Below are 24,602 nucleotides of genomic sequence, written 5' to 3'. Positions count from 1 at the left end.
TTCCACACGAACGGTCGCCCCGGGGAAAGGGGTCACCGGCAATATCCCCCCTGCAAAAAGTTCCAACGCCTGAACAGATATGCAAAATCAGAACCGGCAGCCAATTGGCTGCCGGTATACGACCTCATAGAGTTGCAGTATTTCGGTTGGAGGCTAACGGGTCAGCTGGCGATACTTGATACGGTGCGGCCGGTCGGCCTCGGCGCCGAGCCGTTTTTTACGGTCCTCTTCGTATTCGCTGTAATTCCCCGCAAACCAGACCACCTTGCTCTCCCCCTCGAAGGCGAGGATGTGGGTGGCAATGCGGTCGAGAAACCAGCGATCATGGCTGATCACCACGGCGCAGCCACCGAAGTTCTCCAGGCCTTCTTCGAGGGCGCGCATGGTATTGACATCGAGATCGTTGGTCGGTTCGTCAAGGAGAATGACGTTGGCCCCCTCCTTCAGCATTTTCGCCAGGTGTACGCGATTTCGCTCCCCTCCCGAGAGCATGCCGACCTTCTTCTGCTGGTCCGCCCCGGAGAAATTGAAGCGGGCGACGTAGCCGCGCGAGTTGACCAGCTGCTTGCCGAGCTGCAGCTGCTCCTGGCCACCGGTGACTTCCTCCCAGATGGTCTTGTTCGGGTCGAGCTCCCGGCTCTGGTCGACGTAGGCGAGTTTCACCGTCTCGCCGAGGCGGATGGTCCCGGCATCGGGCTGCTCCTGGCCGGTGATCATGCGAAACAGGGTGGTCTTGCCGGCGCCGTTGGGTCCGATGACGCCGACGATGCCGCCGGGGGGGAGGGAAAAATCCATCTGCTCCACCAGCAGCTGGTCGCCATAAGCCTTGCTGACCCCCTTCGCCTCGATCACCAGGTTACCGAGGCGCGGTCCCGGCGGAATGTAGAGTTCCAGCTCGCGGGCGCCCTTGTCGGCCTCCTCGGCAAGGAGTTTTTCGTAGGCGCTGATCCGGGCCTGGCTCTTGGCATGGCGCCCCTTGGGCGACATGCGAATCCATTCCAGTTCGCGCTCCAGGGTCTTCTGCCGGCCGCTCTCGGCCTTCTCCTCGCGCCGCAGCCGTTCCTGCTTCTGCTCCAGCCAGGAGGAATAGTTTCCCTTCCAGGGGATCCCTTCACCACGGTCGAGCTCGAGAATCCAGCCGGCGACATTGTCGAGAAAATAGCGGTCATGGGTGACGGCGATGACGGTCCCCGCATACTGCTGCAGATGCTGTTCGAGCCAGGCGACACTCTCGGCGTCGAGGTGGTTGGTCGGCTCGTCGAGGAGCAGGATGTCCGGCTTTTGCAGCAGCAGCCGGCAGAGAGCGACGCGGCGCCGCTCGCCGCCGGAGAGGACGGCAACCCGGGTATCGCCCGGAGGGCAGCGCAGGGCGTCCATCGCCATCTCCAGGCGCGCGTCGAGATCCCAGGCATCGAGGTGATCGAGCTTCTCCTGGACCTGGGCCTGGCGGTCGCAGAGTTTTTCCATGTCGGCGTCGGGGTCGGCGAAGGCGGCGTTGATCGCCTCGAACTCGGCCAGAAGGTCGACGGTCTCCTGTACCCCTTCCTCCACCACCTGGCGGACGGTTTTGACGACGGCGACCAGGGGTTCCTGTTCGAGGAAGCCGACGCTGTAGCCGGGGGAAAGAACCGCCTGCCCGTTGAACTGCTTGTCGACGCCGGCCATGATGCGCAGCAGGGTACTCTTGCCCGAACCGTTGAGGCCGAGTACCCCGATCTTGGCGCCGTAGAAATAGGAGAGAGAGATGTCCTTGATGACCGGCTTCTTGTCGTAAAACTTGCTGACCCGCATCATCGAGTAGATCACTTTGGTGGTGTCGGTGCTCATAGATCCTTGCCTCCAGGGGGAACGGATTTCTGCCGCGGTCGCTGCCGTCGGGGCGAGAATCTTAACCCGATTCCGCTGCCGCTGCCAAGGAGAAAGGCCAATGCGCTAGAGTACGTGAGCCAGCCTTGGCATCGGCGGTAAGGTGATTGTGGTTAGTGACCCCTAATTATTTTCTTGACATGAATTTTTTATATGCTAAATTCCGAATAATCCTATTTCCCAATGTTTGGTCAGATTTTTGCGCAGTGGGCCGGGGCTCCCACCGCCCGGCAGGGTCCGAGGACTCCTACAGATCAGGTGATTTTTTGCGGCCAACGTGGGACCGGAAAGAAGAAATTGGGCAATTGACGGAGTAATCGGGACAAGCTTCGCCATTAGGCGTTTCTCAGGAAGAGTTGCAGAATTCAATCATTGGGTAAAAATATCCATCCAGGCGGGCCCCGGGCGGACACGAGACACTTCGGCATGGATTGTGAATTTCAAATATTAGGAAATATGGATCTATTGACGCCGGACAACCAGACAACGGAGGTAACACCATGAAAAACCTGCAAAAACTGATCATCGGCATGCTCCTGGTCGCCTTCGCGACCACCAGCGTGTTCGCCGCCGAAGGTGGCAACCCCAAGAAGGGGAAGTACCTCTTCAAGAAAAACTGCAAGAGCTGCCACTCTGAAGGTGCCAGCGGCGGCGATCTGACCCCCCTCGCCAAAACCCAGGCCCAGTGGGACCGCTTTTTCGACAAGGACAAGCACGAGAAGAACCCCGAAGGGTTCAAGGGGCTCTCCGAGAAAGACCTCAAGGACATCCAGCAGTTCCTCTTCGACCACGCCGCCGACTCGCCCCAGCCCCAGACCTGCGGCTGATCTGCCGGCGGCGCCGATCGATCGGAATTTTCCGGGAGCACAAACCCCGCGACCGGCAGGTATCGTACCGTCATTCCGGCCCGCCAGCCCCCCAAAGCGGGGGCGGTGAGGTCGGAACGGAAAGGCCCGCACCCTGCCGGCCGTCTTCTCAAGGAGGCAAGAGATGCGCAAACTGTTCGCCCTGATGCTGGCCATCCTGCTGATGGCCCCTGCCACCGTCCTGGCGGCCGACTCGCTCGAGGATCTGCAGCTCAAGGTCAAGGATCTGACCCAGGAACTCGAGGAACTCTCCAAGCGGATTGACAAGAACGAGAAACACACCGCCCTCGACCGCATCCAGTTCAGCGGCGACTTCCGCACCAAGGCCGACACCCTGCACTACCAGGATGTGACCTTCTATCCCGGGGTTCTGGTTGACTTTGACCAATTCGTCGCCGATGCCATGAGTGGCACATTCGGCGACCCCGCTGACCCGAACTCGCCTATCGCCAAAATGATGGCGGCCAATCCTTCCTTGGCCACGGCTTTCGGCATGGGACTTCTCTCCGGAGTCCAGCCTTACGCCATGGCCCCGGCCCCGAAAACCAGCGACATCAACAATGACATCCTCTACACCACCCGCCTGCGCCTCAACATGAAGGCGAAGGTCTACGATAACGTCAACTTCAGCGGCCGCCTTACCATGTACAAGAACTGGGGCGACTCGACCGGCTCCAAGGTCTTCGACTCCTGGAACTCCTACACCATGGACGGCACCGACAGCGGCAGCACCAGCGGCGACTGGCTGCGGGTCGAGCGCGCCTACTTCGACTGGAGTAACATCGGCGGCAGCAACGCCTACCTCTCCATCGGGCGCCGCCCTTCGACCTACGGACCGCCGACCCAGTACCGCGAGAACGAAATGCGCGGCGGCACCCCGACCGGCCACCTCGTCAACTTCAACTTCGATGGCATCACCGTCGGCTACCATCTCAGCGACCTGACCGGTATCGAAGGCCAGACCATCCGCTTCTGCTACGGCCAGGGTTTCGAGTCCGAGTGGGGGAACGGTGAGCTCTTCAACGACAACTCGGTCAACACCAAGGACACCCACCTCGGCGGCATCAACCTCGATGTCCTCAATGACGGCACCAACTTCCTGCAGTTCACCATGTTCCGGGCGATGGATGTCAATGACGGCTTCAAGGGGGTGATCGCCTTCCCCAACCAGTTTGCCGCCCTCTTCGCGCCGACCCTCTACTCGGATCTGCAGAAGTTCCCCAACTTCAACTTCGTCACCCGCGTTCAGCCGAGCACCGTCATCGGCGACATCAACCTCGCCGCCATCGGTTTCAGCCGCGAGGAGATGAACGGCATCAACTGGTTCGCCTCCCTCGCCGCCACCCAGACCGATTCCAACGGCAAGGCCGGCATGTTCGGCGGCATGAACTCCGATGCCATTTTCCAGGCGGAATTGAATACGACCAACACTGAAATCATCATGACCCCTGCCCGCGGTACCGCCAGCGACAAGGAAGAGGGTTACGGCATCTATGTCGGTCTCCAGGTCCCGGCGCCCCTCGGCAAGATCGGCCTCGAGTACAACTACGGCTCCAAGTTCTGGACCCCCTTCACCCAGGCCCAGGATGACATGATCGGCAGCAAGCTTGCCACCCGCGGCCACGTCGGCGAGGCTTACTACATCTTCGACGTCAACCCCAACATGTTCATCAAGCTCGGCGGTCTCTACTACGACTACCAGTACACCGGCAGCGGCTCCCCGGTTGGCGCGCCGCACAAGATCGGAGATGTGCAGAACGGCACCGCCTTTTCGATGCTGCCGGCGGTCGATACCGCCTGGGACGGCTATGCCAGCCTGACCGTGCGCTTCTAAAGAACCCGGCGCCTTGTCACGGGGAGAGAAGCAGCGCTTCTCTCCCCACTTTTCCGGAACATATATTCAGATATGTTAATAATTGGAAAAGGAGCCTGAACGTGTCCAGTCTGTTCGATAAGAAACTGAACCGCCGGCGTTTCCTGGGACTCTCCTCCTGTGCCCTGGCCGGGGTTGCCGTCGGCTCGCAGGTCAAGGTACTGCGGGCCCTGGCCGAGACCGGCCAGATCGCACCCCCGACCGCCATGGTGACCAAGGATGTCTTCACCAGCTGCGGCATGTGCGTCAACAAGTGCGGCGTCATTGCCCGGGTGAAGGACGGGGTAATTCACAAGCTCGACCCCAACCCTCAGTTCATCAAGAGCCGCGGCATGCTCTGCGCCCGCGGCAACTCGGGGGTGAAGGTCACTTACGATCCCGATCGCCTCAAGTATCCCCTGATCCGGGTCGGCGCCCGGGGCGAAGGGAAATGGCGGCGGGCGAGCTGGGAGGAGGCCCTCGACCTGGTGGTGAAGAACATGAACGAGATCGCGGAGAAGTACAGCCGCGCCGGGATGATGTTCGCCTCCACCGAAGGGACCTTCCAGGAGCACTTCTTCCTGCAGCTGGCCGAGTGCTACGGCTCGCCCAACACCCTGCGCCACCCCACCCTCTGCCTGTCTTCCAACCTGCAGGGATTCGGCGCCACTTACGGCACCAGCCCGACGCCGGACGTCCTGAATGCCGACTACATCATCATGAGCGGCGCCAACCGCAGCGAGGCGCTGATCACCCCCGACTCCATCGACCTGCTCAAGGGGGACGGCGGCAAGCGCAAGCTGGTCTACCTCGACCCGCGCTTCACCAAGACCGCCGCCAAGGCCGACGAGTGGCTGGCGATCAAGCCGGGGACCGACATGGCCTTCATCCTGGCGATGCTCAACGTCATCGTCTTTGAGGAGCGCTACGACAAGAGCTTCGTCGCCGAGCGCACCGTCGGTTTTGACAAGCTCCTCCCCCATATCCAGCCCTACACCCCCGAATGGGCAGAGGCCGAGTGCGACATCCCCGCCGCTACCATCCGCCGCATCGCCCGCGAATTCGCCGCGGCAGCGCCGAAAGCGGTCTACTACCAGGGGCGGCGCTCCTCCTTCTTCGCCAACGACACCCAGATGCGCCGGGCGATGGCGATCCTCAACGCCGTGGTCGGCAACTGGGACGTCAAGGGGGGCATGGTGCCGAACCGCGGCATCAAGCTGCGTTCCCACGACTACCTCGCCCCCTGGTACGACGATATCCCCGACCGGCTCGACAAGGGGAGTGTCGCCTTTCTCTCCGAAAAAGACGGCTCCTGGCCGATCTTCCGCGACCGGGTCCTGGAAGGGAAGCCCTACCCGGTGAAGGGGATGATGATCTACAAGCAGAATGTCGTCTCCTCGGTGCCGAACCGCGCCAAGACCCTGAAGATGATGGAGCAGATGGATTTTATCTGCACCATCGACATCACCATGAGCGACACCGCCTGGTTCTCGGACGTCGTCCTCCCCGAAGCGACCTATCTCGAACGGCTCGATCCGCCCGAGGTACTTTCCGGCCTGGTGCCGGTGGTCGCCTTCCGCCAGCCGGCCATCGAGCCCCTCTTCGAGAGCAAGCCGAACCTCTGGATCATGCAGCAGCTTGCCAAGCGCCTCGGCGACGAGGTCTACGAGCAGTTCGACTTCACCATGGAAAAGCACATCGAGCATATGGTAAGCCACAACCCGCAGATCCTCACCGACCTGAAAAAAACCGGGGTCTACTTCATCGAGGGGGAACCGGTCTACGGTTCTACCCGCGGCCAGAGACTGAAGACGCCAAGCGGCAAGGTCGAGATCTATTCGGAGCGCTATGCCGAGAACGGCCTTGACCCGCTGCCGGTCTACCAGGCGCCGGCTGCGGCTCCCGGGGGGCGCTACCGGCTGGTGGTGGGGCGCCATGCCTACTTCACCCACGGCACCACCGCCAACAACCCTTACCTGCACGACCTCATGCCGGTCAACACCCTCTGGCTCCATCCCCGGGAAGCAGACCGCCTCGGACTGAAGAACGGACAGCTGGTCAAGGTGCGCAGCGGCGTCGGCGAAGAACAGCTGCCGCTGGAGGTCACCGAGAAGATCCGCCCCGACACCGTCTACATGGCCCACGGGTTTGGCGTCCTCTCTCGCGGCCTCAGCAATATCTACGGCAAGGGGGGCTGTGACGCCGCCCTGATCGAGGAGAAGACCTGTCCGATCTCGGGCAACGTCGCCATGCATGAAACTTTCGTCGAAATCCTGCCGGCCTGATCGGAGCCAAGGAGAAGGAGTCGCGACCATGAAGAACAAACGCTTCGCCATCGTGCTCGACACCCGGCGCTGCATCGACTGCAAGGCCTGCACGGTGGCCTGCAAGGCGGAAAACAGCGTCCCCCTCGGGCGTGACAACTATCGCAACTGGGTCACCGAGGAGCCGCTGCGCGGAAGCTACCCCAACCTCGGCCAGAACTTCGCCCCGGGCCAGTGTATGCAGTGCGCCAACACCCCCTGCAATCGGGTCTGCCCGACCCGGGCCACCGGCGTCAACCCGGACGGCATCGTCTTCGTCGAAGTCAAAAAATGCATCGGCTGCAAGTACTGCATGACCGCCTGCCCCTACAATGCCCGTTATTACAACGAGGAGACCGAGGCAGTCGACAAGTGCACCTTTTGCAGCCACCGGGTTTACCAGGGGCAGATTCCGGCCTGCGTCGAAACCTGCCCAACCAAGGTTCGGGTCTTCGGCGACCTCAACGACCCCGGCAGCGAAGTCTCCCGCCTGTTGGCCAAATACCCGACCCGGGTCATGAAGCCGGAGATGGGGACCAAGCCGTACCTCTTCTATATCATTTAAGGAGAACCTCATGCCTACGATAGCCAAACGGCCCGGCGAGTTGCTCTGGTTCGCCCTGCTCGGCGCAGGAATGATAGCGGGAGCCGCTGCCGTCGTCACCGTCCTGATCAAAGGGCACGGCGAGGTCTACAACCTGACCCGGGAAATCCCCTGGGGGATTCTCATTGCCACCTATGTCTTTTTCGTCGTCTCCAGTACCGGGCTCTGCCTGGTTTCGAGCCTCGGCGATGTCTGGGGCTTCGAAAAGTTCACGGTGATCGGCCGCCGCGGCCACCTGGTCGCGATCCTGACGCTGCTGACCGGCTTCGGCACCATCGCCATGGAGCTCAACCATCCGCTGCGGCTCGCGCTCTACGCCATCATCAGTCCCAATTTTCAATCGCCGATCTGGTGGATGGGGACTCTTTACGGCTTTTACATGTGCTGCCTGATCGTCGAGTTCACCTCGCTGATGCGGGGCTGGACCCGCACCGCCTTTATCTCCGGCCTGGCCGGTTTCTTTGCCGCCATCACCGCCCATTCCAACCTCGGTGCGGTCTTCGGTCTGCTCGAGGCGCGTCATTTCTGGTACGGATCGTTTCTGCCGATCTACTTTATCGTCTCTGCGCTCGCTTCGGGTGCGGCGCTGACCGCCCTGATCGTCTATTTCAATCACAAGGCCCGACACATCGACCTCTCTCCCCAGTACAAAGAGTTCATGTACACCATGGGCAAGCTCCAGGCCTTGTTCCTCGGCATCCTCCTCTTCTTCGTGATCTGGAAGTTGATCCCGGGGCTTTACGGCCAGCCGCCGGAGAAGTACGAAGCGACTATGGCGCTGTTGACCGGTCCGCTCGCCTTCAACTTCTGGTTCTTTGAAATGGCGCTCGGCATCCTGATCCCGCTGGCGATCGTCGCCAACCGCCGAACCCGTACCGTCTTCGGGGTCATGCTTGCCTCACTGCTCTCGACGATCGGCATCTTCTTCATGCGCTACGACCTGGTCATCGCCGGGCAGATGGTTCCGATGCGCGAAGCGGAAGGGAGCCCAAGCCTGCTCAGCTACGTGCCGTCCGTTGCAGAGATCGCCATTGTCGTCGGGGCGCTTGCGACCTGCCTCTTCCTTTACACTATGGCGGAAAAGTTCTTTGACCTCGAGGGCGGACACCGCCACTAGATAGAGGACCGGCAAAATGCTTCATGTCAGCCAGCGTCGACAGCTCTACGCCATGTTCAGCACCCTGTTCAGTTATCCCGACCGGGTTATACTGGAGCAACTGGTTTCCGGCCAGTTGCTCCAGCCGGCGCAGCTGCTGGATCAGGATGCCCAGCTGCCGAAGCTGGCCGGAGAGAATGACCTTGAAGCCTTGCAGGTCGCCTTTACCGATCTCTTCATCAACCGTCGCGGCGGGGTTCCGGCCCCGCCCTACGGATCGGTCTATCTCGATGCCGGCGAACAGCTGCATGGCCCCTCGACCGGGGAAGTCGCCCAGGCCTACCAGGCTGCAGGTTTAGTCTTTGAACAGAGTTCCACCGAACCCGCCGACTTTCTCGCTACCGAGCTTGAATTCCTTTATTTTCTGGTCGGCAAGGAAGAGCAGGGGTTCGAACGCCGTGACCTGCAGGCTGCTCAATCTGCCGTGATCCGGCAGGCCCGTTTTTTTCAGCGCCTGTTTGCACCCTGGATTCCTGAATTCTGCGGCCGCATTGCGGCAGAACCCTCAGCCCACCCCGTCTATGCCTGGGCTGCTGCCCGACTGGCCTGTTTTTGTGCCACTGAACAGGAATGGCTGACAAAGATCGCCCCGGAATAACCCCGAGGACCTGGCAGAACGCCCGTTAATGGACCGACTTTAGCCGTGGGCAAAGGCAGCGGGTTGGTCAGGTTGCGGCAAGTTTCGCAGCAGTATATTCGAAAATACATATTATTGGAATGAACTACCCCGCAGCAAGCTACGGGGTATCAACAGCCTACACCCTTAGTAAAAATCGCGCAGCAAGCTGCGGGGAATTGAACCCAACTTTTGATTAAAAAGCAGTCAAGTTCACCCCACACCACCAATTTTTCGAACAAAGGAGCTCATCATGAACAGACCAAGCCGCAATTGGCAAATTACCCTGGTCGCGGTAGCCGCCGTCCTGCTGACAGCCCTGCCGGCCCTGGCGGTCGATCACTCCAAGCTGATCACCGGACCGATCGAAACGGGTTCAGACGCCACCAAGCAATGTCTCAAGTGTCACGACACCGAAGCCACCGCCATCATGCAGACCGCCCACTGGACCTGGACCCGCAAGCAGGTGATCAACGGCAAGGAGGTTGATCTCGGCAAGCTCAACGCCTTCAACAACTTCTGCACCTCGACCTCGACCAACCGGGTCCATTGCAGCGAGTGCCACATCGGTTACGGCTGGCGCGACAAGAGCTTCGACTTCAGCGACAAGACCAAGGTCGACTGTCTGGTCTGCCACGACACCACCGGCACCTACCACAAAGATGGCGACAATGCCGGTGAAGTTGAGAAGGAAGTCGATATCCTCAACATCGCCCAGAACGTCGGCAAGCCGGTCCGCTACAACTGCGGGACCTGCCACTTCTTCGGTGGCGGCGGCGACTCGGTCAAGCACGGCGACCTCGACTCCACCATGGAGTACCCCGACAAGAGCCTCGATGTCCACATGTCCCCCGACGGCCAGGACTTCGCCTGCCAGACCTGTCACGAGACAAGCAACCACCAGATTTCCGGCGCCAACATGGCGACTTCGGCCGACGGCAAGGGCGAATTCGGCTGTATCAACTGCCATGACGCGGCCCCCCACCGGCAGAGCCGTCTGAACCGGCACACTGCCACGGTCGCCTGCCAGACCTGCCACATCCCCGAATTTGCCCGCGAGCAGCCGACCCAGATGGACTGGGACTGGTCGACGGCCGGCCAGGACGTCAAGCTCTCCACCAAGGCCAACGTCACCTATCGCAAGACCATGGGGACCCTGACCTGGAAGAAGAACGTCGTTCCGACCTACGCCTGGTTCAACGGCAAGTCCGGCCTCTATCTGCGCGGTGAAAAGATCGACCCGACCCAGGTGACCCGGCTCACCTACCCCCTCGGCGACATCAAGGACGCCAGCGCCAAGATCTATCCCTTCAAGGTGCATACGGGGAAACAGATCTATGATTCGAAAAACAACATCCTGATTACCGCCCACATTTACGGCAAGGATGGCTTCTGGTCGACCTTCGACTGGGCCAGCGCGGCGAAAATCGGTATGACGTCGACCGGCCTCCCCTACAGTGGCGCATACGGCTTCGCCCCGACCGCCATGTACTGGCGCATCGACCACCAGGTCGCGCCCAAGGAGAAGGCCCTTAAGTGCCTCGACTGCCACGGCGACAACGGCCGCATGGACTGGAACGGCCTCGGCTTCGGTGGCGACCCGATTGACAACCCCCAATTCGCCCGCAAGCAGTAGCAACAGCAGACCTTGTCACACCAGGGAATGACGGTTCCCTGCCTCCTGGGGCCGGCTTCGGCCGGCCCCTTTTTTTAACCAGATAGCAGCAACGGCCCGATATTGTATACGTTTGCACTTTTCCCGGGAGGCGTGTATCATTCGCTCAACCCTTTGCTCAGGAGAGTCACGCCATGTTCGGTCTCGGAACCCAGGAACTGATTATCATCCTTGTCCTCGTGCTGGTTATTTTCGGAGCCGGCAAGCTCCCCCAGGTCGGCGGCGCGCTCGGCAAGAGTCTGCGTAACTTCAAGGAAGGGATCAAGGACGACGAAGAGGCGCAAAAAGAAGAGAAGACCGGGACGATTGAGGACAAGAAGGACGACTGACTCTAACGCTGCCCGACAAAAACTATCCTGATTAGGTCCAATTCTCAGCTCGGCGAAGCCAGGCCTCGGGCCGCTTGCCGATTGAGACACAGGCGAACAGCAGTCTTGGCAGCATGCTGCGCAGATCGAACCGCCGGTTGAACCGGTACTGAAACTCGGCCAGATAGCGATGCGCATATTTGTCGAAGTCAAACGCATGATACGTTCCGGCCATGGCCGTCTTAAGATTGCCCAGGATGGTGTTGATCCAGTGGAAGCAGCCCATGTCGGTACTTCTGCGTTGATCACCAACCACCTCTCGCTGATGGTAGCACCCAGTCTTGGTGACGGCGCGGAAGCAATTCAGGCCATCAGAAACGACCAGCGCCGTCGGTGCCAAGTGATTCTTGGCCCATTGATCAACGTCATGGCTGCTGAAGGTCGTCACCCGGCTAAAAACAGCTCGCAGCGGATGGCCCTCGTGACTGGTCTCCACTGCCGCAATGAAGGGAACTTTGTTCTCCGAACCGCGACCAACCTTACCGCCGGAGCGTTCCCCGCCCAAGTAGGCGTCGTCGATCTCGACCCGCTGGGCCAGAACCGTTGTCTCTTCGCGCTCGAACATCGCCTGCATGAGCTTGTGCTTGAGCCGCCAAGCCGCTTTGTAGCTCAAACCCAGCATTCGTCTCAACTCCAGCATCGACAGGCCGGACTTGCCTTGTGTCATGAAGTAGAGGGCCAGAAACCACTGGGTCAGCGGCAGATTGCTCCCATGGAAAATCGTTCCGGAGATCAGCGAGATCTGTTTGCGGCAGCGACAGCACTGGAAGATGTTCGACCGTCCTCGCCGAAACTGGACCGCGCGGCTTGCACCGCATGCTGGACAGACAAATCCTTGGGGCCAGCGCGAGTGCTCAAGGATCGCCTCGCATTGGGCCTCCGTACCATAGTCTTTGAGAAAATCAGCCAAGCTCAGCCCCGGTTGGAACTGGATACGATTGATGGCCATGGATGCTAACCTCCTTGTTATTCATGAGTTCCATGGCCAAACTCTATGCTCCCTGTGCGACAGAATGTGTCATAGCTGAGAATCAGACCTAATCAGGAAAACTATTGAGAACAAGACACGACACCCCGCCAATCGGATTCCTGCGGGGTGTCTCATTTTGAGCGCGAAGGTCCGGCGCTCAGTGTGGACGACCGATGCAGGATTCCCCCAAAGAGAGATATCACGATGTCACCGGCGTGTTGCTGGCCGGGGGCAAGAGCCGGCGCATGGGCCGCGACAAGGCGTTGCTGGAGCTGCAGGGTGAGCCCCTGTTCGAGCGCGCCCTCGCCCTGTTGCAGGATTACTTCCCCCGGGTGCTGATCGCCGGCGACCGCCCCGATCTCGCCCGGCCGGAGGTTCCGGCGCTCGCCGACCACTATCCCGGCAGCGCGCTGGGCGGAATCCACACCGGGCTGCGCGCCGCGGCCACCGAATGGATCTTCGTTGTTCCCTGCGACATGCCCTTTCCCGACCAACGGATCGTCGAGGCGCTATTGCGTCTCCGCCCGGGCGCCGATGCCGTGGTGCCGCGCACGGCCCACGGCTACGAGCCGGTTTTCGCGCTCTACCACAAGAACTGCCTGGCGTTGATGGAAGCGCAGCTGAACCAGGGACGCTTCCGAATCAACGAACTCTATACACAGCTGCGCCTCAACGTCCTCGACGGAGAGCAATTGCCGCCGGGTTGGCAGCGCAGTTTGACCAATCTCAACACCCCGGAGCAGTACACCCGGGCCCAGGAGGAACGGATGACCCCACCGGTTGTCTCCATTGTCGCCAAAAGCGGCACCGGCAAAACGACCCTGCTGGAGAAACTGATCACCGAGCTGAAAGCCCGCGGTTACCGGGTCGGCGCGATCAAGCATGACGCCCACAGTTTCAGCATCGATCACGAGGGGAAGGATTCCTGGCGCCTGACCCAGGCCGGCGCCGACACCATGCTGATCACCTCCCCAGCCCAGATCGCCATGGTCAAACAGAACCCGCCGGGGGCGGAGCCGTCCCTGGCGGAAACCATCGCCACCTATTGCAGTGGCCTCGACATCGTCCTCACCGAGGGCTTCAAGCGCAACGCGATGCCAAAGATCGAGGTCCACCGCCAGGCCTGTGGCGAGCCCCTGCTCTGCCGCGGCGAGGCGCACGATCCGCAGCTCTTCGCGGTAGCCAGCGACCAGCCTCTCGAACTCGACGTCCCGGTTCTTGACCTCAACGATGCCCGCGGCCTCGTCGACCTGATCGTCGCCCGCTTCCTGGCCTGAACCACCGCGAGTCCGGTTCCGGGGACAGACCCGGTTCCTCTGACCTTTTGCACTGGAGATCGAAATGCTCAACTATGACGCTGCGCTCGAGATGGTTTTGCAGACCGTCCAGCCGCTGCCGCCGCTGGAACTGCCTCTGAACCAGGCGGTCGGAAGTGTGCTGGCAGAAGGGATTTTGGCGCGCTGGGATCTGCCCCCGGCCGACAATTCGGCCATGGACGGCTATGCCTTTGCCTTTGCCGGGCAAGAGGCAGGCGCCACCCTGAAGCTGGTCGGGAGCAGTTTTGCCGGACACCCGCACCCGGGCACGATTGCTCCCGGTGAAATCATCCAGATCACCACCGGCGCGCCCCTGCCGGCGGGGACCGACACCGTGGTGCCGCTGGAGGAGACGACGCAGCAGGAGAACCTGGTCTGCTTGACGCGGCAACCAAAACCCGAGCAACACGTTCGCCGCCGCGGCGAGGAGTTTCACAAGGGGGACCAGCTGCTGGCGGCCGGCACCAGCCTGGCGGCGGGCGCAATCGCCCTGCTCGCTTCAGCTGGCATCACCCGGGTGCGCACCTATCCGCGGCCCCGCGTCGCCATCCTTTCCACCGGGGACGAGTTGGTTGAGCTGGGGGAAACCCCGGGACCCGGCCAGATCGTCAACTCCAACCTGCACCTGCTGGTAGCGCGGCTGAAGGAACTCGGCTGTGACCCCCTCCCCCTCGGCATCGCCCGCGACACCCCCGATGGTCTTGAGAACGCGATCCGCTCCGGTCTCCAGGCCGACCTCTTTCTCTCCACCGGCGGTGTTTCGGTGGGCGAAAAAGACCATGTCCAGGCGAGCCTGAACCGCCACGGTTTCCAGCGCCGCTTCTGGAAAGTTGCGATCAAACCCGGGAAACCGGTTCTTTTCGGCACCATCGGGACGACCCCGGTCTTCGGTCTCCCCGGCAATCCCGCGGCCACCGCCGCCACCTTCGAGCTCTTTGTCAAACCGGCACTGCGCAAACTTGCCGGCGAAGCCGAAGCCCGGCCCGTTACCCGCAAGGCGAGACTGACCGCCGCCGTCAAGGGAGGCGGAAACCGCCAGGCCTTTCTCTGGTGTCATCTCGACTGGGATGGGGAGGAGTACCAGGTGAGTGTTTCCGGTCGCCAGGGCTCGGGTCAAAACCGCAGCATTCAGGGTGCTAACGCCCTGCTGGCCCTTCCGCCCGGGACCGATTCGCTGTCCGCCGGGGAACGGGTGGAAGTTTTGGTGCTGTAACAGGCTGGTTCCCAAATAAAATTAACGCCCCCCGGACAAAATGTTCGGGGGGCGTTTGCGTTGGGTCGACTGCGAGGGGAAATCTCCCCCCTAGTGCCTGGCCCGAACCTCGTTGATCAGTTCCAGCTGGATATCCTGGACCTCGACCAGTCGTTCCCATTGGTGGGAGAAGAGATGGTCGAGTTTCTGGTGCAGGTGACGAATTTCGAGCTCGGCCTTCAGGTTAATCTGGCAATCGCGCTGAGCATGGAGCCGGTCGCGGGTTTCCTGACGGCCCTGGCTCATCATGATGACCGGCGCCTGAAGGGCGGCGATGATTTTCTGGTCATGGGGCACCTTCCTTTGTAGGAGTTGCGGAATGTTTCAACACCCGGGCAAGAAGAGAAGTCTCTTTACTGGCCGGATTGAGCCGCAGTGAAGATCAACTCGACGAGCCGGACATAATCATTATTGAAATGGTGACCTCCGCCCAGTGCCAGGGGCTGGAGCCCGACGTCTCCCGGAGGGAGGTCGCGGCAGAGGGTCTCCTGCTCTTCCTCACCGTAGAGACAGAGCACTTTTGTCCCCTTCAGCTTCGCCAGTTCCGGAGCGATCGGCAATTCTGCCGGGTTCTTCCCTCCCAGCCAGTCGTTGAGGTGGAATTCGAAACTGGCATTCCGGCCGGGGGCGAGTAACGCAACGACCGCGACCCGTTGCTGCAGATCCTTTGGCAACCTTGCGAGCATGAACGGAAGCACGTCGGCCCCAAATGAATAGCCAATTAGCACCACCTTCTGACAGTTCCAGTCAGCAAGGTAGTGCCGCAGGAGACGGACCAGATCCCGGGTCGCCGTCTCCGGGGTGCGGGGTGTCCAGAAATATTGCAGGCTGTTCAGACCAACCACGGCAATCCCCCTGGCGGCCAGACGCTCCCCGACCTCCCGATCGATGGAAGCCCAGCCACCGTCTCCACTGAGGAGAACGGCCAGCAGGCCGGTAGCCGCACCCTGCGCCGGGAGTTCGACCACCGGCAGGTCGCTGAGACTGCCCGCATCCGGCGGCGCGGCTGATCCAGGCACCTCATTCCGCACCAACCGAGCAAAAGCATCCCGGAACTGGGGCAGCCAGTTCTGCTGAACCGCAAAACCATGCCCAACCCTGGGCAGGAGGACCAACTCACCGCCGCGGACCTGCTTGACAAAAGTTGCTACGTTCTCGGCAGCGCAGGTCTGGTCGCTCGCCCCCTGAAAGGCGATCCAGGGAACTGCCAAGGTCGTGGCAGGAAGAAATTGGTATCCCGGAGCTTTGGGGTAGGGCTCACTCTTAAGTCCATTCCCGACACAGAAGGGTTTGTTCAGCGGCAGGTCCGGGCAGAACCCCATAGAGATGGCGCCGCGAAACGTGGTTGGAGGCGCCTGTGCCAGCAGGCCATAGACCAGAGTAGCCCCCGAGGAATAACCGACCAGTACCGGCGTGCGATACCGATCAAAACCGAGCTTTTTCTGGACAAACTTTGACAGGTTTTCAAAATCTGCAGCGGGATAGGAGCAAGTTTGATTCCTTTTGGCGAGTTGCCGCAGATAGTGAGTGACATCGATACCGACCACCAGAGCGTCGAGACCAGCCAGACTGCGCGCCATATCGACAACTCCCAGGTTCCACCCGCCGTCGCCGGAAACAAAGAGAACAACGTGGCTCGGCTGGGGGCGGTTTTGATAAAGGGTCAGTGTGCCAAAAGGACCGTATTGAAGAGTTTTCTCTCCGCCGAGAGCGGTGGCGGCATAGAGCAAAAAAACGATGACAGGCAATACCAACCTACTCATTTGCTGACAACTCCTTTAAGTCCACCACTGATCAGCGCCGCGACATTGAGGAATATTTTTGGCAGCGCCAGGCCTCCGGGGCAGGCAAGATAGCGCGGCTCCCAGACCGGATTAAACTTCTCCTTGTACTCGCGCAGGCCCTCGAAGTTGTAGAAGTGTTCCCCATGCTGGAAGATGACCGCGCCGAGCCGGTTCCAGAGCGGAGCGAAAGGGCGGTTTTCCATGCCGGAGAGCGGCGCCATGCCGAGATCGAAGTGCTGATAGCCCGCTTCCTGTCCCCACAACAGCAGACAGATAAAGAGGTATTCCATGACGCCGCTCGGTGCGGCCGAAGCGAAGCGCATCAAGTCAATGGAAAGTTCCTGGTGATCGGCGCCCGGCCAGAGGTTGGCAAAGGCGATCACCGCTCCCTGGCGCCGGACCACGGCAACCGGAAAATTCAACAGGTAGTCCTCATCGAACCGTCCCAGGGAAAATCCCTTCTCCCGGGTCTTCTTCGCCGCCAGCCAGGCGTCGGAGATCTGCCGCAGCTCCGGTAGCAGCGTGGGCACTCCCGTCGCCGGCACCACCTCGAACTCACACCCTTCCCGGGTCAGGCGCCGGTAGGTATAGCGCAGTCCCTTGCTTGCGGACCCTTCCAGGGAAAAGTCGACCAGCGGCACCCGGGCCACTTCCCCGAGTTTGAGGAGGGTCAGCCCCATGTCGAGATAAACCGGCAGCATGGCGGTCCCGACCTCGTAAAAGACCGGTTCGCCACCATGCCGTTCGACCAACTCGCGGAATTCCCAGGCCAGTTCGGCGGCCCCGTCCGGGGCCCCGATCGGGTCCCCCAGTGCGACCCAGGAACTCCCCTCCACCCCGTACATGACAAACCCCGGCGCCGCCTCATGAAAAAGAAGTGCTTTGTCGCCAAGCAGGGCTAGGTTGGCCAGGGTCTCCGGCGCCTGGCGAATAACCTCCCGGGCACGAGCGATCTCCGCCGGACCGGGGCGATCCGGGTCCCGGGACGCCGGCCGCAACAGGCGGGTCACGGCCAGCACCAGCAACAGGGTGCTGGCGCCGACCGCCGCCCGCAGGAACCGCGGCGCATCCCCAAGCAGGGCGAAATGCCACCAGAGCTCCTGGCGATAGGCGACATGTTTGTAGGCAAAGATTCCGAGCCAGACCGAACTCGCCAGAATCAGCAGGACCGTCACCCCCCAGCCAACGCTGAAGGGCTCACTGAAGAGGGAGGCCTTGCGGTAGAAGTGGCGGCGACAGGGGAGGAGCGCCGCCAGCATCAGCCCGAGGAGCAGGGCTTCTTCGTAATCGCCACCCTTCAACAGTGACAACAGGCTGCCAACGCCGAGCAGGACGGCAGCCAACAGGTAGGCAGCATCGAGCCGCCGTTGCAGCCCGCGCGCCAGCAGCAGCAGGCAGACTCCGACCAGACTGCCAAAAAAGTGGGAGAGTTCGATGACCGGCAGCGGGACCATCTCCTTGAGCCAGTGCAAACGCCCGGGCAGCGCCGGGGTCGCCCCGGAAAAGAGCAGCACCGCGCCGCTGACCAGAGTGGCCGCCGCCAGCAGCTGCGGCATCAGGGCGCTCCCCCAACGCCCTGCCAGAAGCACCGCCTGCCCGATCAGGCGCCGACGCTGCAGCAGTTCATTGCCGGCCAGCAGCAGGGTCGCCAGGGCGAGGGGGAGCAGGTAATAAATCCCCCGGTAGACCAGCATCGCCCCAAGCAATGTCGCGGGGGGAATCCCCGGCGCCGAGAGGAGAATCATCGACTCGAAGACGCCGAGGCCACCGGGGACATGGCTGATCAGGGCGACGACCTGGGCGAGCAGAAAAATGCCCAAAAACTGCCAGAAGCTGAGGGGAGAGGCGGCGGGGAGCAGGACAAAGAGGACACTTCCGGCCAGGAGCCAGTCGAGGGACCCGACCAGAAGTTGCCCCGCGGCCAGACGCAGGGACGGTAGTGGCAGCTCCCAGCTGCGGAACCGGAACGGCTCCTTGCGCCAGGCGACGGTAGCAAGGTAACCGGCCACCAGGGCGATGAACAGCAGGCCGAGGGGCCAGCTCGATGCGAAAGGGAGCTTTTCGGTCAGCGGCAACGCCACCGGCAGGGCGACGAAGATCCCGCCGGCAACGGTAATGATCCCGAGCCAGAAGGTCAGGGTGGTGAAGGCGACCAGACGGGCGATCTCTTCCGCCGACAGCTCCCAGGCCGAATAGAGCCGGTAGCGGATCGACCCCGACGTCAGCAGCGAGAGACCGATGGTATTGCTGAAGGCGTAGCTGACAAACGCGGCCAGGGTCACCTTCCCCGGTGGCAGCGGATGCCGGACATAGCGCAGCGCCAGCCGGTCGTAGCCGGTCATGACCAGGTAGCTCAGCACGGTCAGCCCCAGCGCGGCAAAGATCCGGCGTCCGGGGATAGCGCGAAGCTGAACGAGAACGTGCTGGTAGTGAATCTGGCGCAGGACATCATGCAACACCCAGAGCGCCACCGCGAACAGGATCAGGGCGAGGAGCGGGAGCAGGCGATGCGCGAGGGCGGATTTTTGGTGGACCGGGGACATTCTGGTTCAGTCCTCCCTTTCAGGCAATGGAACGGTCGGAAACAATGACTAGTGCAGTGCCGACCCCATTGGCGCCACTGCACACCGGAGGCAGCTCGGGGTGCCTCCGACCGAACAGGAATTTCAACCGCCGTCAGGCCGCGCTTCGATCCGGATCATGAAGTCGGTCCCTTCCCAGTTTCCCGTATCAGGCCAGTAGAGGGTAAACAAGATGGCTGTTCCCGCCGGCAGGGCGGCGGTCGGCAAATCGGCCAGATGGATCCCCAACCCGCCATCCCGGGTCCTGGCATCCGCGGTGGTCGCCCAGGCGTCCTGACTCCAGTGAACGACCGCAGCCGCCAGCGTCTCGATGCGCAGCGTCCGCCCGACCGGCAGGGTGCGCAGCTTGTGATTGAAGCGCCACACCGCATGGCCGGCAGTGGTTTTGTCGACCAGATAGCGCTGGACCGTCTGCGGCGGCAGATCGAAAACGGCCCCGTCGTGCAGGGAGCGCAGCAGCTTGAGGTATTCGGCGTGCGCCCAGACCAGCGGCATGGCCGAACCGGAAGGGCGCCCGAACCAGAGTTCGCGCTCCGCCAGATCGGGCGCGTCCCAGACCTGCTCCGGAAGCAGGCCTTCGGCGCCGGCAAACGATTCCAGGGCCACCTGTAACCGCCGGGCCTCGGATTCGCGTCCTGCCGCCAGTTCGAAATGGGCCCGTTCGCCGGTCAGAAGCGGCCAGGCGCGGCCGATGCCGGTTCCGTCGAAGGGCGCGCCGTCCGCATGCTCGCCGTAGCCGTCGCCATTATAACGATGCCAGACCGGACCCTGCTTCGTCTCGGTCCGGAGCAACGCATCGACGACCTTGACCGTATCGAGGATGCGCGGATCATCAGCGCGCCGCAGCCCGAAGCGGACCAGCGCCAGGGCGTCGGGGCTGATCAGGTGACAGGCAGGACTTTCGGCCTGATCGGGAGCGACGTTCTTGACCGGGATGCTCTGCTGAAAGCGCGACACACCGTCTTCACTCTCGACCGGAGCGATGCGTACGTAATAACCGGCCACCTCAAATTGCCGGCACCAGTCGGTATCGGTGACGTACATCCAGTGATCGATCGCCGCGTACCAGACATCGGCAGTCTCGCGCAGGTAGCCGGCAATGGCCGCTTCCTGCTGCAGCTCGGCCAGTTCCGCCGCCGCCAGCAGGGCGGCGATCTCTGCGGCGATGGTGAAGGGCGAATAACCGGGGTCTTCCTCCCAGCGGTCCTGCATGCTGACCGGCCCGCAGCGTATCAGGTAGGCGACGGCGGCACGAACCATCGGCCAGAAGCGCGCCACCGCCTCAGCGCTCAACGCCTCTTCGCGCCGGGCCAGGTCGACCAGGAGGACCGGCAGGGCGGTCTCGTCCATCTGGATGCCATTCCAGTAGGGGGACCCGTCAAGCCACATATTCTGCGCCCAGTGGCCGTCCGCTTCCTGGGTGGCCTGCAAAAAAGCAAGGACCCGACGCACCTCGGCCGCAGCTCCAGCCGCCAGCAGCCCGCCTGCCGACTCCACCAGATCGCGCGGCCAGGCGAGGTGATAGCCGCCGAGGTCGTTGTCGCCCTTGCTGAAGCCCCAGGGGATCGATAGGCTGGCAATCAGCCCGCCGGGAAAATTACCGGACTCATGGAGGGCCACCACGGCGGTACTGACCCGGTAGAGGTTCTGCTCTCCTCCCTCCGGGTCGAGGGGAAGGAGCTCTTTTTGCCAGTTCTGCCAGCCTTTGCCATAGTCCGCCTGCGCCGCCGCGAAGCCACTCTGCAACGCGGCCCGGGCACGATTACCGGCCTCGGCGCAGTTGCTACCAAAACCGAGGACGATCAGACATTCGCCACTCCCGACAGCCAGATCGAGTTCGGCAGCGAGAGCGACATTACCGTTTTTGGCCCGAGTGTAGTCCCAGGTCATGCGGTTGTGAGCGAGCAGGTCCTGCCAACCGTCCGAAACCCCGACAAAGCCAACCGAACGCTGCAACCAGGGGACGGAGCAGGCGAGCGCAAGGGCGATACCGTCCTGATCGGCGAAGAGCATCGGCAGCCCCTTGTAGTCCCCGAGCCAGGCGTTGTTACCGCCCCCCTGGTTGCCGAGGTGCGGCGCCAGCACCAGGTGCAGGCGATAATCCTCAATCTTGCCCTGCTCGGCGATGAAGCGGGTCCGTTGCAGTATCGCGTCCCGATGCGGGTCGGCGAGAATCTCCTTTTCAATGCGGTAACGCCCCTGGCGGCAGCGATTTACGACGGCAAAGGCCGGGACACCCGGAGCCAGCCAGGTGACCGTGGAGTCGGCGTCGCGTTTTTCTTCTGACAGGAAGTCGGTGCCGGCGGTGACGATCATCCCACAGTCGCGCACGCAGGCCTGATCGATACGCGGATAATAGATTTCATTGAAGATGCCGTGACTGAGGGTGAACCAGACCCGGCTCTGACTCCCGAGGGCGGTACCGACCCCCGACTTGGCGCTGGAGGTCCAGCGTGCCGGGATCCCCGGCCAGCCCGGGGCGTAACGTTCAAGACTTTTCATCGCATTCCCTTTCAGTGTTGGCCGGGTCACCCGCCATGGGCGAAGTCGGGATAGTCGGTCATCCCGCCATCGACAAAAACGGTGCAGCCGGTCACGTAGGAAGCAACCTCAGAGACCAGCACTACGACCATCTGCGCAATCTCGGCAGGCTCGCCGATCCGTTGCAGCGGAATCTTCTCCTGCAGATCCTGCAGACTCTGCGGATCGCTCCAGACCGGACGATTGATCGGCGTCTTGATCGCGCCCGGCGCGACCGCCAGCACCCGTACCCCGAAGGGGGCAGCCTCCTGGGCCAGGGTCTTGGTCAACATGCCGACCGCCGCCTTGCTGGCGGCATAGGCGCTGTAACCGGACCAGGCGATCTCTTCGTGCACCGAGCTGAGGTTGAGCACCACCCCGCTCTTTTGCTTCACCATCCGCCGCGATGCTTCACGCGCACAGCAGAAGGCACCGACAAGGTTCACGTCGATCACCTTGCGCCAGGCAGCGATATCGGCCTCCCAACTCAGGGCGCGGGCGCCATCGATACCGGCGTTGTTGACGAGAATGTCGATCCCGCCCCAGGCGGCATCGATGGTAGCGAACATGGCGGCAACCGCGCCGGGGTCGGCGACATCGGCCTGAACTGCCAGGGCGCTGCCGCCCCCCCTCTCGATCTGTGCCACCAGTTGCTCTGCCGCTGCCGGATCGGCGACATAGTTGATCGCCACCCGGGCTCCAGCTTCGCCCAGGGCCAGTGCGATCGCCGCGCCGATACCCGAGTTGCCACCGGTAACGAGAGCCCGTTTGCCATCAAGTCTGATGTTCATGGTTGTCCTTTCATTTCTGCTGCCGAGGATGATGTCTGGGGTGAAATACGCCGTAACGGTCATGGCCGAAATGGTAGAGCTTGGCGACTTCGATCTGCAACCGATCAAAACCGGACAAGTGGAAGGCGGCCACCCCCAGCAACGTCCCCAGCAGGGGCCCGAGCCAATAGATCCACCACCCCTGCCAGGCGCCGGAGATGACGGCGGGACCAAGGCTGCGCGCCGGATTGGTGCTGGTGCCGGACATTGGTGCTTCAAGGAAAACCATGACCGCGTAGAGGAAGGGGAAGAGTGCAGGGGTGAAGGGTCGCAGCGAGGGATGCCGCAGGAAGCTGAACAAACCGGTGATGAGGAAGAAGGTGGTCACGACCTCCCCGAGCAACGCTGCCCAGATGCCGTAGCCAGCGCCGGGAAGCGTCGCCCCGAAAGCGACACTGCGACCCATGCGCCCCCAGAGGAGCAACGGCCAGGCGCCGAGCAGGGCACCGGTCAACTGCGCCAGGAGATAACCGAGGGCATCCCAGCCGCGCAACTTCTTCATCAGCCAGAATGCCAGGGTGACGGCCGGGTTGATGTGTGCGCCGCTCTCCCGGCCGAGGGGCGAAAGGGCAATCAGGGCGCCGGTGGTGCCGAACAGGAACCCGGTGAGGAGTCGGCGGTCGCCGGGATCCGGTAGCCAGCCGACCACCGGGCTCCCCGCACCAAAATTGAGGATGACCAGCGACAGGCCGATACCGACCAGCAATGCCGTGCCGAGAAACTCTGCGCCGAACAACAGCCAGGGGACTGGTCGGCCAGGATCTTCCATAGGGAGCTACCCTCAGGCACCGGGCATATTTACCAAACTCTTCTTCACCCGGGCCGAGCAAAACCCTCCGGCCAACGGCCGGAGGGTTCGCGCGATTGCGGTTGAAACTTGCCGCATCAATTTAATTATTGCTGCGGGGCGATGGTGATCTCCACCCGGCGGTTCAGCTGGCGACCGGCCTCGGTGTTGTTGTCGGCAATCGGCCGGCTCTCGCCATAGCCGATCGTGGTCAGGCGCGCCGGGTTGACGCCCTGGCCAGCGAGGGAGTTCATCACCACCTGGGCGCGACGTTCGGAGAGCTGCTGGTTGTAGGCCTCGGCGCCGCTGCTGTCGGTATGGCCGGCGATCAGGATGTTGGTCTGCGGATACTGGACCAGGACCTGGGCGACCCGGGAAATTTCATCGTAGGCGCCCGGCTTGAGCTGGGCCGAATCGAGGTCGAACAAGAAGTCGGACTTGAAGGTGATCGCCAGCAGGTTGGCATTGCGTTGCACGTTGGCCGCTTCGACGCCGGCCAGTTGCTGGCGCATCGCCGCCTCCTGGTTATCCATATACTTGCCGATCGATCCTCCGGCGAGGCCACCGACGACCGCACCGATTCCAGCGCCGATCAGGGTCGACTTGGTGTTGCCGCCGATCGCCTGGCCTAGCCCGGCACCAGCCGCCGCGCCGACGCCGGTGCCGATCATGGCCCCCTGCCCGGTTTTGGTCTGGGGCGCCGTGCAACCGAGAGCCAGGATCGCCGCAATTCCAATGCTCACTATGAGCCTGTTCATACCGTGTTGTCTCCTTCCGGGTTGAGACCGGCAATAGCCGGTGTCGTGGTTTAAACTTCCATATCAAACGGTACCACCGCGGGGCCGGAAAGCAACCCTTTTCCTGCTGGTGAAAGACGCTGAAAGCTTGAACAGGCCGCACATCCCGTGTTAACTTAACGGTTTAAAATTCCTGCCGCAGCCAAACCAAGGAGCACCCCATGAAAATCAGCCGTGCCGAAGTCGATCACGTCGCCCGCCTCGCCCGCCTTGCCCTCGCCGAGGAAGAGCTGGCGGCCCTGACCGGTGAAATGGACGCCATTCTCGGCTACGTCGACAAGCTCAATCAGCTCGATACCGCCGGCATCGTCCCGACCGCCCACGCGGTTCCCCTCGAAAACGCGTTCCGGGACGACACCGTGACCCCCTCGATCGGCGCCGGCAAGGCACTGGCCAACGCTCCCGATGCGGCCCAGGACTGTTTCCGGGTCCCCCGTGTGATCGAGTAACGTCCCCTC

At 62.2% G+C, this 24,602-nt stretch carries 19 protein-coding genes and 1 pseudogene; 11 read left to right on the top strand and 9 right to left on the bottom strand.

Going from position 1 to position 24,602, the window contains the following annotated elements; translation table 11 throughout:
* Positions 1–153: 153 nt before the first annotated feature.
* Positions 154–1,827: an energy-dependent translational throttle protein EttA gene (gene ettA / locus DBW_RS04145; protein WP_066724644.1), complete on the bottom strand. Its 1,674-nt coding sequence runs from the start codon at positions 1,825–1,827 to the stop codon at positions 154–156.
* Between the two features lie 539 nt (positions 1,828–2,366).
* Here ettA and DBW_RS04140 point away from each other — a divergent pair.
* The 8 genes from DBW_RS04140 (at position 2,367) to tatA (ending at position 11,267) form a co-directional block, all read left to right on the top strand.
* A complete protein-coding gene (locus DBW_RS04140; protein WP_082820172.1) occupies positions 2,367–2,693 on the top strand; it encodes a c-type cytochrome in 327 nt (108 codons plus the stop codon).
* Between the two features lie 163 nt (positions 2,694–2,856).
* Positions 2,857–4,566: a DUF3373 domain-containing protein gene (locus DBW_RS04135; protein ID WP_066724641.1), complete on the top strand. Its 1,710-nt coding sequence runs from the start codon at positions 2,857–2,859 to the stop codon at positions 4,564–4,566.
* 101 nt (positions 4,567–4,667) lie between these two features.
* Positions 4,668–6,869, top strand: coding sequence for a molybdopterin-dependent oxidoreductase (locus DBW_RS04130; protein WP_066724639.1), 2,202 nt, complete (start codon positions 4,668–4,670; stop codon positions 6,867–6,869).
* A gap of 28 nt (positions 6,870–6,897) precedes the next feature.
* Positions 6,898–7,452 carry a 4Fe-4S dicluster domain-containing protein gene (locus tag DBW_RS04125; protein ID WP_066724636.1) on the top strand — a complete coding sequence of 185 codons (555 nt, stop codon included), beginning with the start codon at positions 6,898–6,900 and terminating at the stop codon, positions 7,450–7,452.
* Positions 7,453–7,462: 10 nt separating this feature from the next.
* Positions 7,463–8,608 carry an NrfD/PsrC family molybdoenzyme membrane anchor subunit gene (gene nrfD / locus DBW_RS04120; protein ID WP_066724633.1) on the top strand — a complete coding sequence of 382 codons (1,146 nt, stop codon included), beginning with the start codon at positions 7,463–7,465 and terminating at the stop codon, positions 8,606–8,608.
* A gap of 16 nt (positions 8,609–8,624) precedes the next feature.
* Positions 8,625–9,245 (top strand): TorD/DmsD family molecular chaperone, encoded by a 621-nt coding sequence (locus DBW_RS04115; RefSeq protein ID WP_066724627.1) that lies wholly within the window; start codon positions 8,625–8,627, stop codon positions 9,243–9,245.
* Between the two features lie 271 nt (positions 9,246–9,516).
* Positions 9,517–10,899 (top strand): tetrathionate reductase family octaheme c-type cytochrome, encoded by a 1,383-nt coding sequence (locus tag DBW_RS04110; RefSeq protein ID WP_066724624.1) that lies wholly within the window; start codon positions 9,517–9,519, stop codon positions 10,897–10,899.
* A gap of 173 nt (positions 10,900–11,072) precedes the next feature.
* Positions 11,073–11,267, top strand: coding sequence for a twin-arginine translocase TatA/TatE family subunit (tatA, locus tag DBW_RS04105; protein ID WP_066724622.1), 195 nt, complete (start codon positions 11,073–11,075; stop codon positions 11,265–11,267).
* A gap of 31 nt (positions 11,268–11,298) precedes the next feature.
* Here the strand turns inward: tatA and DBW_RS04100 are convergent, their stop codons facing one another.
* A complete protein-coding gene (locus tag DBW_RS04100; RefSeq protein WP_066723977.1) occupies positions 11,299–12,255 on the bottom strand; it encodes an IS1595 family transposase in 957 nt (318 codons plus the stop codon).
* A gap of 194 nt (positions 12,256–12,449) precedes the next feature.
* Between DBW_RS04100 and mobAB the strand changes: the two genes are divergently transcribed.
* The gene (mobAB, locus tag DBW_RS04095; RefSeq protein ID WP_066724620.1) at positions 12,450–13,553 is read left to right on the top strand and encodes a bifunctional molybdenum cofactor guanylyltransferase MobA/molybdopterin-guanine dinucleotide biosynthesis adaptor protein MobB; all 1,104 of its coding nucleotides are present in this window, start codon (positions 12,450–12,452) and stop codon (positions 13,551–13,553) included.
* A gap of 64 nt (positions 13,554–13,617) precedes the next feature.
* Positions 13,618–14,805, top strand: a complete 1,188-nt coding sequence (locus tag DBW_RS04090; RefSeq protein WP_066724616.1) for a molybdopterin molybdotransferase MoeA — start codon at positions 13,618–13,620, stop codon at positions 14,803–14,805.
* 90 nt (positions 14,806–14,895) lie between these two features.
* On the opposite strand, the pseudogene DBW_RS04085 reads toward DBW_RS04090, so the two are convergent.
* From DBW_RS04085 to DBW_RS04055, 7 genes and pseudogenes are all read right to left on the bottom strand, one after another.
* Positions 14,896–15,120, bottom strand: a pseudogene (locus DBW_RS04085) (DUF1003 domain-containing protein); the annotation flags it as partial.
* A gap of 77 nt (positions 15,121–15,197) precedes the next feature.
* Complete coding sequence (locus tag DBW_RS04080; protein WP_066724611.1) at positions 15,198–16,607, bottom strand: AcvB/VirJ family lysyl-phosphatidylglycerol hydrolase; 1,410 nt, start codon at positions 16,605–16,607, stop codon at positions 15,198–15,200.
* Positions 16,604–19,171, bottom strand: a complete 2,568-nt coding sequence (mprF, locus tag DBW_RS04075) for a bifunctional lysylphosphatidylglycerol flippase/synthetase MprF (RefSeq protein ID WP_066724608.1) — start codon at positions 19,169–19,171, stop codon at positions 16,604–16,606. The genes DBW_RS04080 and mprF overlap by 4 nt, the downstream gene beginning before the upstream one ends.
* 123 nt (positions 19,172–19,294) lie before the next feature.
* The gene (locus DBW_RS04070; protein ID WP_066724606.1) at positions 19,295–21,712 is read right to left on the bottom strand and encodes a glucan 1,4-alpha-glucosidase; all 2,418 of its coding nucleotides are present in this window, start codon (positions 21,710–21,712) and stop codon (positions 19,295–19,297) included.
* 26 nt (positions 21,713–21,738) lie between these two features.
* Complete coding sequence (locus DBW_RS04065; protein WP_066724603.1) at positions 21,739–22,521, bottom strand: SDR family oxidoreductase; 783 nt, start codon at positions 22,519–22,521, stop codon at positions 21,739–21,741.
* A gap of 10 nt (positions 22,522–22,531) precedes the next feature.
* Positions 22,532–23,329 (bottom strand): MIP/aquaporin family protein, encoded by a 798-nt coding sequence (locus DBW_RS04060; RefSeq protein ID WP_082820171.1) that lies wholly within the window; start codon positions 23,327–23,329, stop codon positions 22,532–22,534.
* A gap of 125 nt (positions 23,330–23,454) precedes the next feature.
* On the bottom strand, positions 23,455–24,105 hold the full coding sequence (locus tag DBW_RS04055; RefSeq protein WP_066724598.1) for an OmpA family protein: 651 nt from the start codon (positions 24,103–24,105) through the stop codon (positions 23,455–23,457).
* A 200-nt stretch (positions 24,106–24,305) separates the two neighbouring features.
* Between DBW_RS04055 and gatC the strand changes: the two genes are divergently transcribed.
* Entirely contained in the window at positions 24,306–24,593 is a 288-nt protein-coding gene (gene gatC, locus DBW_RS04050; RefSeq protein ID WP_066724595.1) for an Asp-tRNA(Asn)/Glu-tRNA(Gln) amidotransferase subunit GatC, read from the top strand.
* Positions 24,594–24,602: the final 9 nt, after the last annotated feature.

Origin of the sequence: Desulfuromonas sp. DDH964 (genome assembly GCF_001611275.1) — a bacterium.
Lineage (GTDB): Bacteria > Desulfobacterota > Desulfuromonadia > Desulfuromonadales > DDH964 > DDH964.
This window is presented reverse-complemented; position numbering and strand designations above follow the sequence as displayed.

Excerpts from the sequence above, each read along its gene's own strand:
- nrfD (WP_066724633.1), top strand. The coding sequence starts at position 7,463 with ATGCCTACGATAGCCAAACGGCCCGGCGAGTTGCTCTGGTTCGCCCTG.
- DBW_RS04100 (WP_066723977.1), bottom strand. The coding sequence starts at position 12,255 with ATGGCCATCAATCGTATCCAGTTCCAACCGGGGCTGAGCTTGGCTGAT.
- mprF (WP_066724608.1), bottom strand. The coding sequence starts at position 19,171 with ATGTCCCCGGTCCACCAAAAATCCGCCCTCGCGCATCGCCTGCTCCCG.
- DBW_RS04065 (WP_066724603.1), bottom strand. The coding sequence starts at position 22,521 with ATGAACATCAGACTTGATGGCAAACGGGCTCTCGTTACCGGTGGCAAC.
- ettA (WP_066724644.1), bottom strand. The coding sequence starts at position 1,827 with ATGAGCACCGACACCACCAAAGTGATCTACTCGATGATGCGGGTCAGC.
- tatA (WP_066724622.1), top strand. The coding sequence starts at position 11,073 with ATGTTCGGTCTCGGAACCCAGGAACTGATTATCATCCTTGTCCTCGTG.
- DBW_RS04080 (WP_066724611.1), bottom strand. The coding sequence starts at position 16,607 with ATGAGTAGGTTGGTATTGCCTGTCATCGTTTTTTTGCTCTATGCCGCC.
- DBW_RS04055 (WP_066724598.1), bottom strand. The coding sequence starts at position 24,105 with ATGAACAGGCTCATAGTGAGCATTGGAATTGCGGCGATCCTGGCTCTC.
- DBW_RS04090 (WP_066724616.1), top strand. The coding sequence starts at position 13,618 with ATGCTCAACTATGACGCTGCGCTCGAGATGGTTTTGCAGACCGTCCAG.
- DBW_RS04115 (WP_066724627.1), top strand. The coding sequence starts at position 8,625 with ATGCTTCATGTCAGCCAGCGTCGACAGCTCTACGCCATGTTCAGCACC.
- DBW_RS04125 (WP_066724636.1), top strand. The coding sequence starts at position 6,898 with ATGAAGAACAAACGCTTCGCCATCGTGCTCGACACCCGGCGCTGCATC.
- DBW_RS04070 (WP_066724606.1), bottom strand. The coding sequence starts at position 21,712 with ATGAAAAGTCTTGAACGTTACGCCCCGGGCTGGCCGGGGATCCCGGCA.
- DBW_RS04060 (WP_082820171.1), bottom strand. The coding sequence starts at position 23,329 with ATGGAAGATCCTGGCCGACCAGTCCCCTGGCTGTTGTTCGGCGCAGAG.
- gatC (WP_066724595.1), top strand. The coding sequence starts at position 24,306 with ATGAAAATCAGCCGTGCCGAAGTCGATCACGTCGCCCGCCTCGCCCGC.
- DBW_RS04140 (WP_082820172.1), top strand. The coding sequence starts at position 2,367 with ATGAAAAACCTGCAAAAACTGATCATCGGCATGCTCCTGGTCGCCTTC.
- DBW_RS04110 (WP_066724624.1), top strand. The coding sequence starts at position 9,517 with ATGAACAGACCAAGCCGCAATTGGCAAATTACCCTGGTCGCGGTAGCC.
- mobAB (WP_066724620.1), top strand. The coding sequence starts at position 12,450 with ATGCAGGATTCCCCCAAAGAGAGATATCACGATGTCACCGGCGTGTTG.
- DBW_RS04135 (WP_066724641.1), top strand. The coding sequence starts at position 2,857 with ATGCGCAAACTGTTCGCCCTGATGCTGGCCATCCTGCTGATGGCCCCT.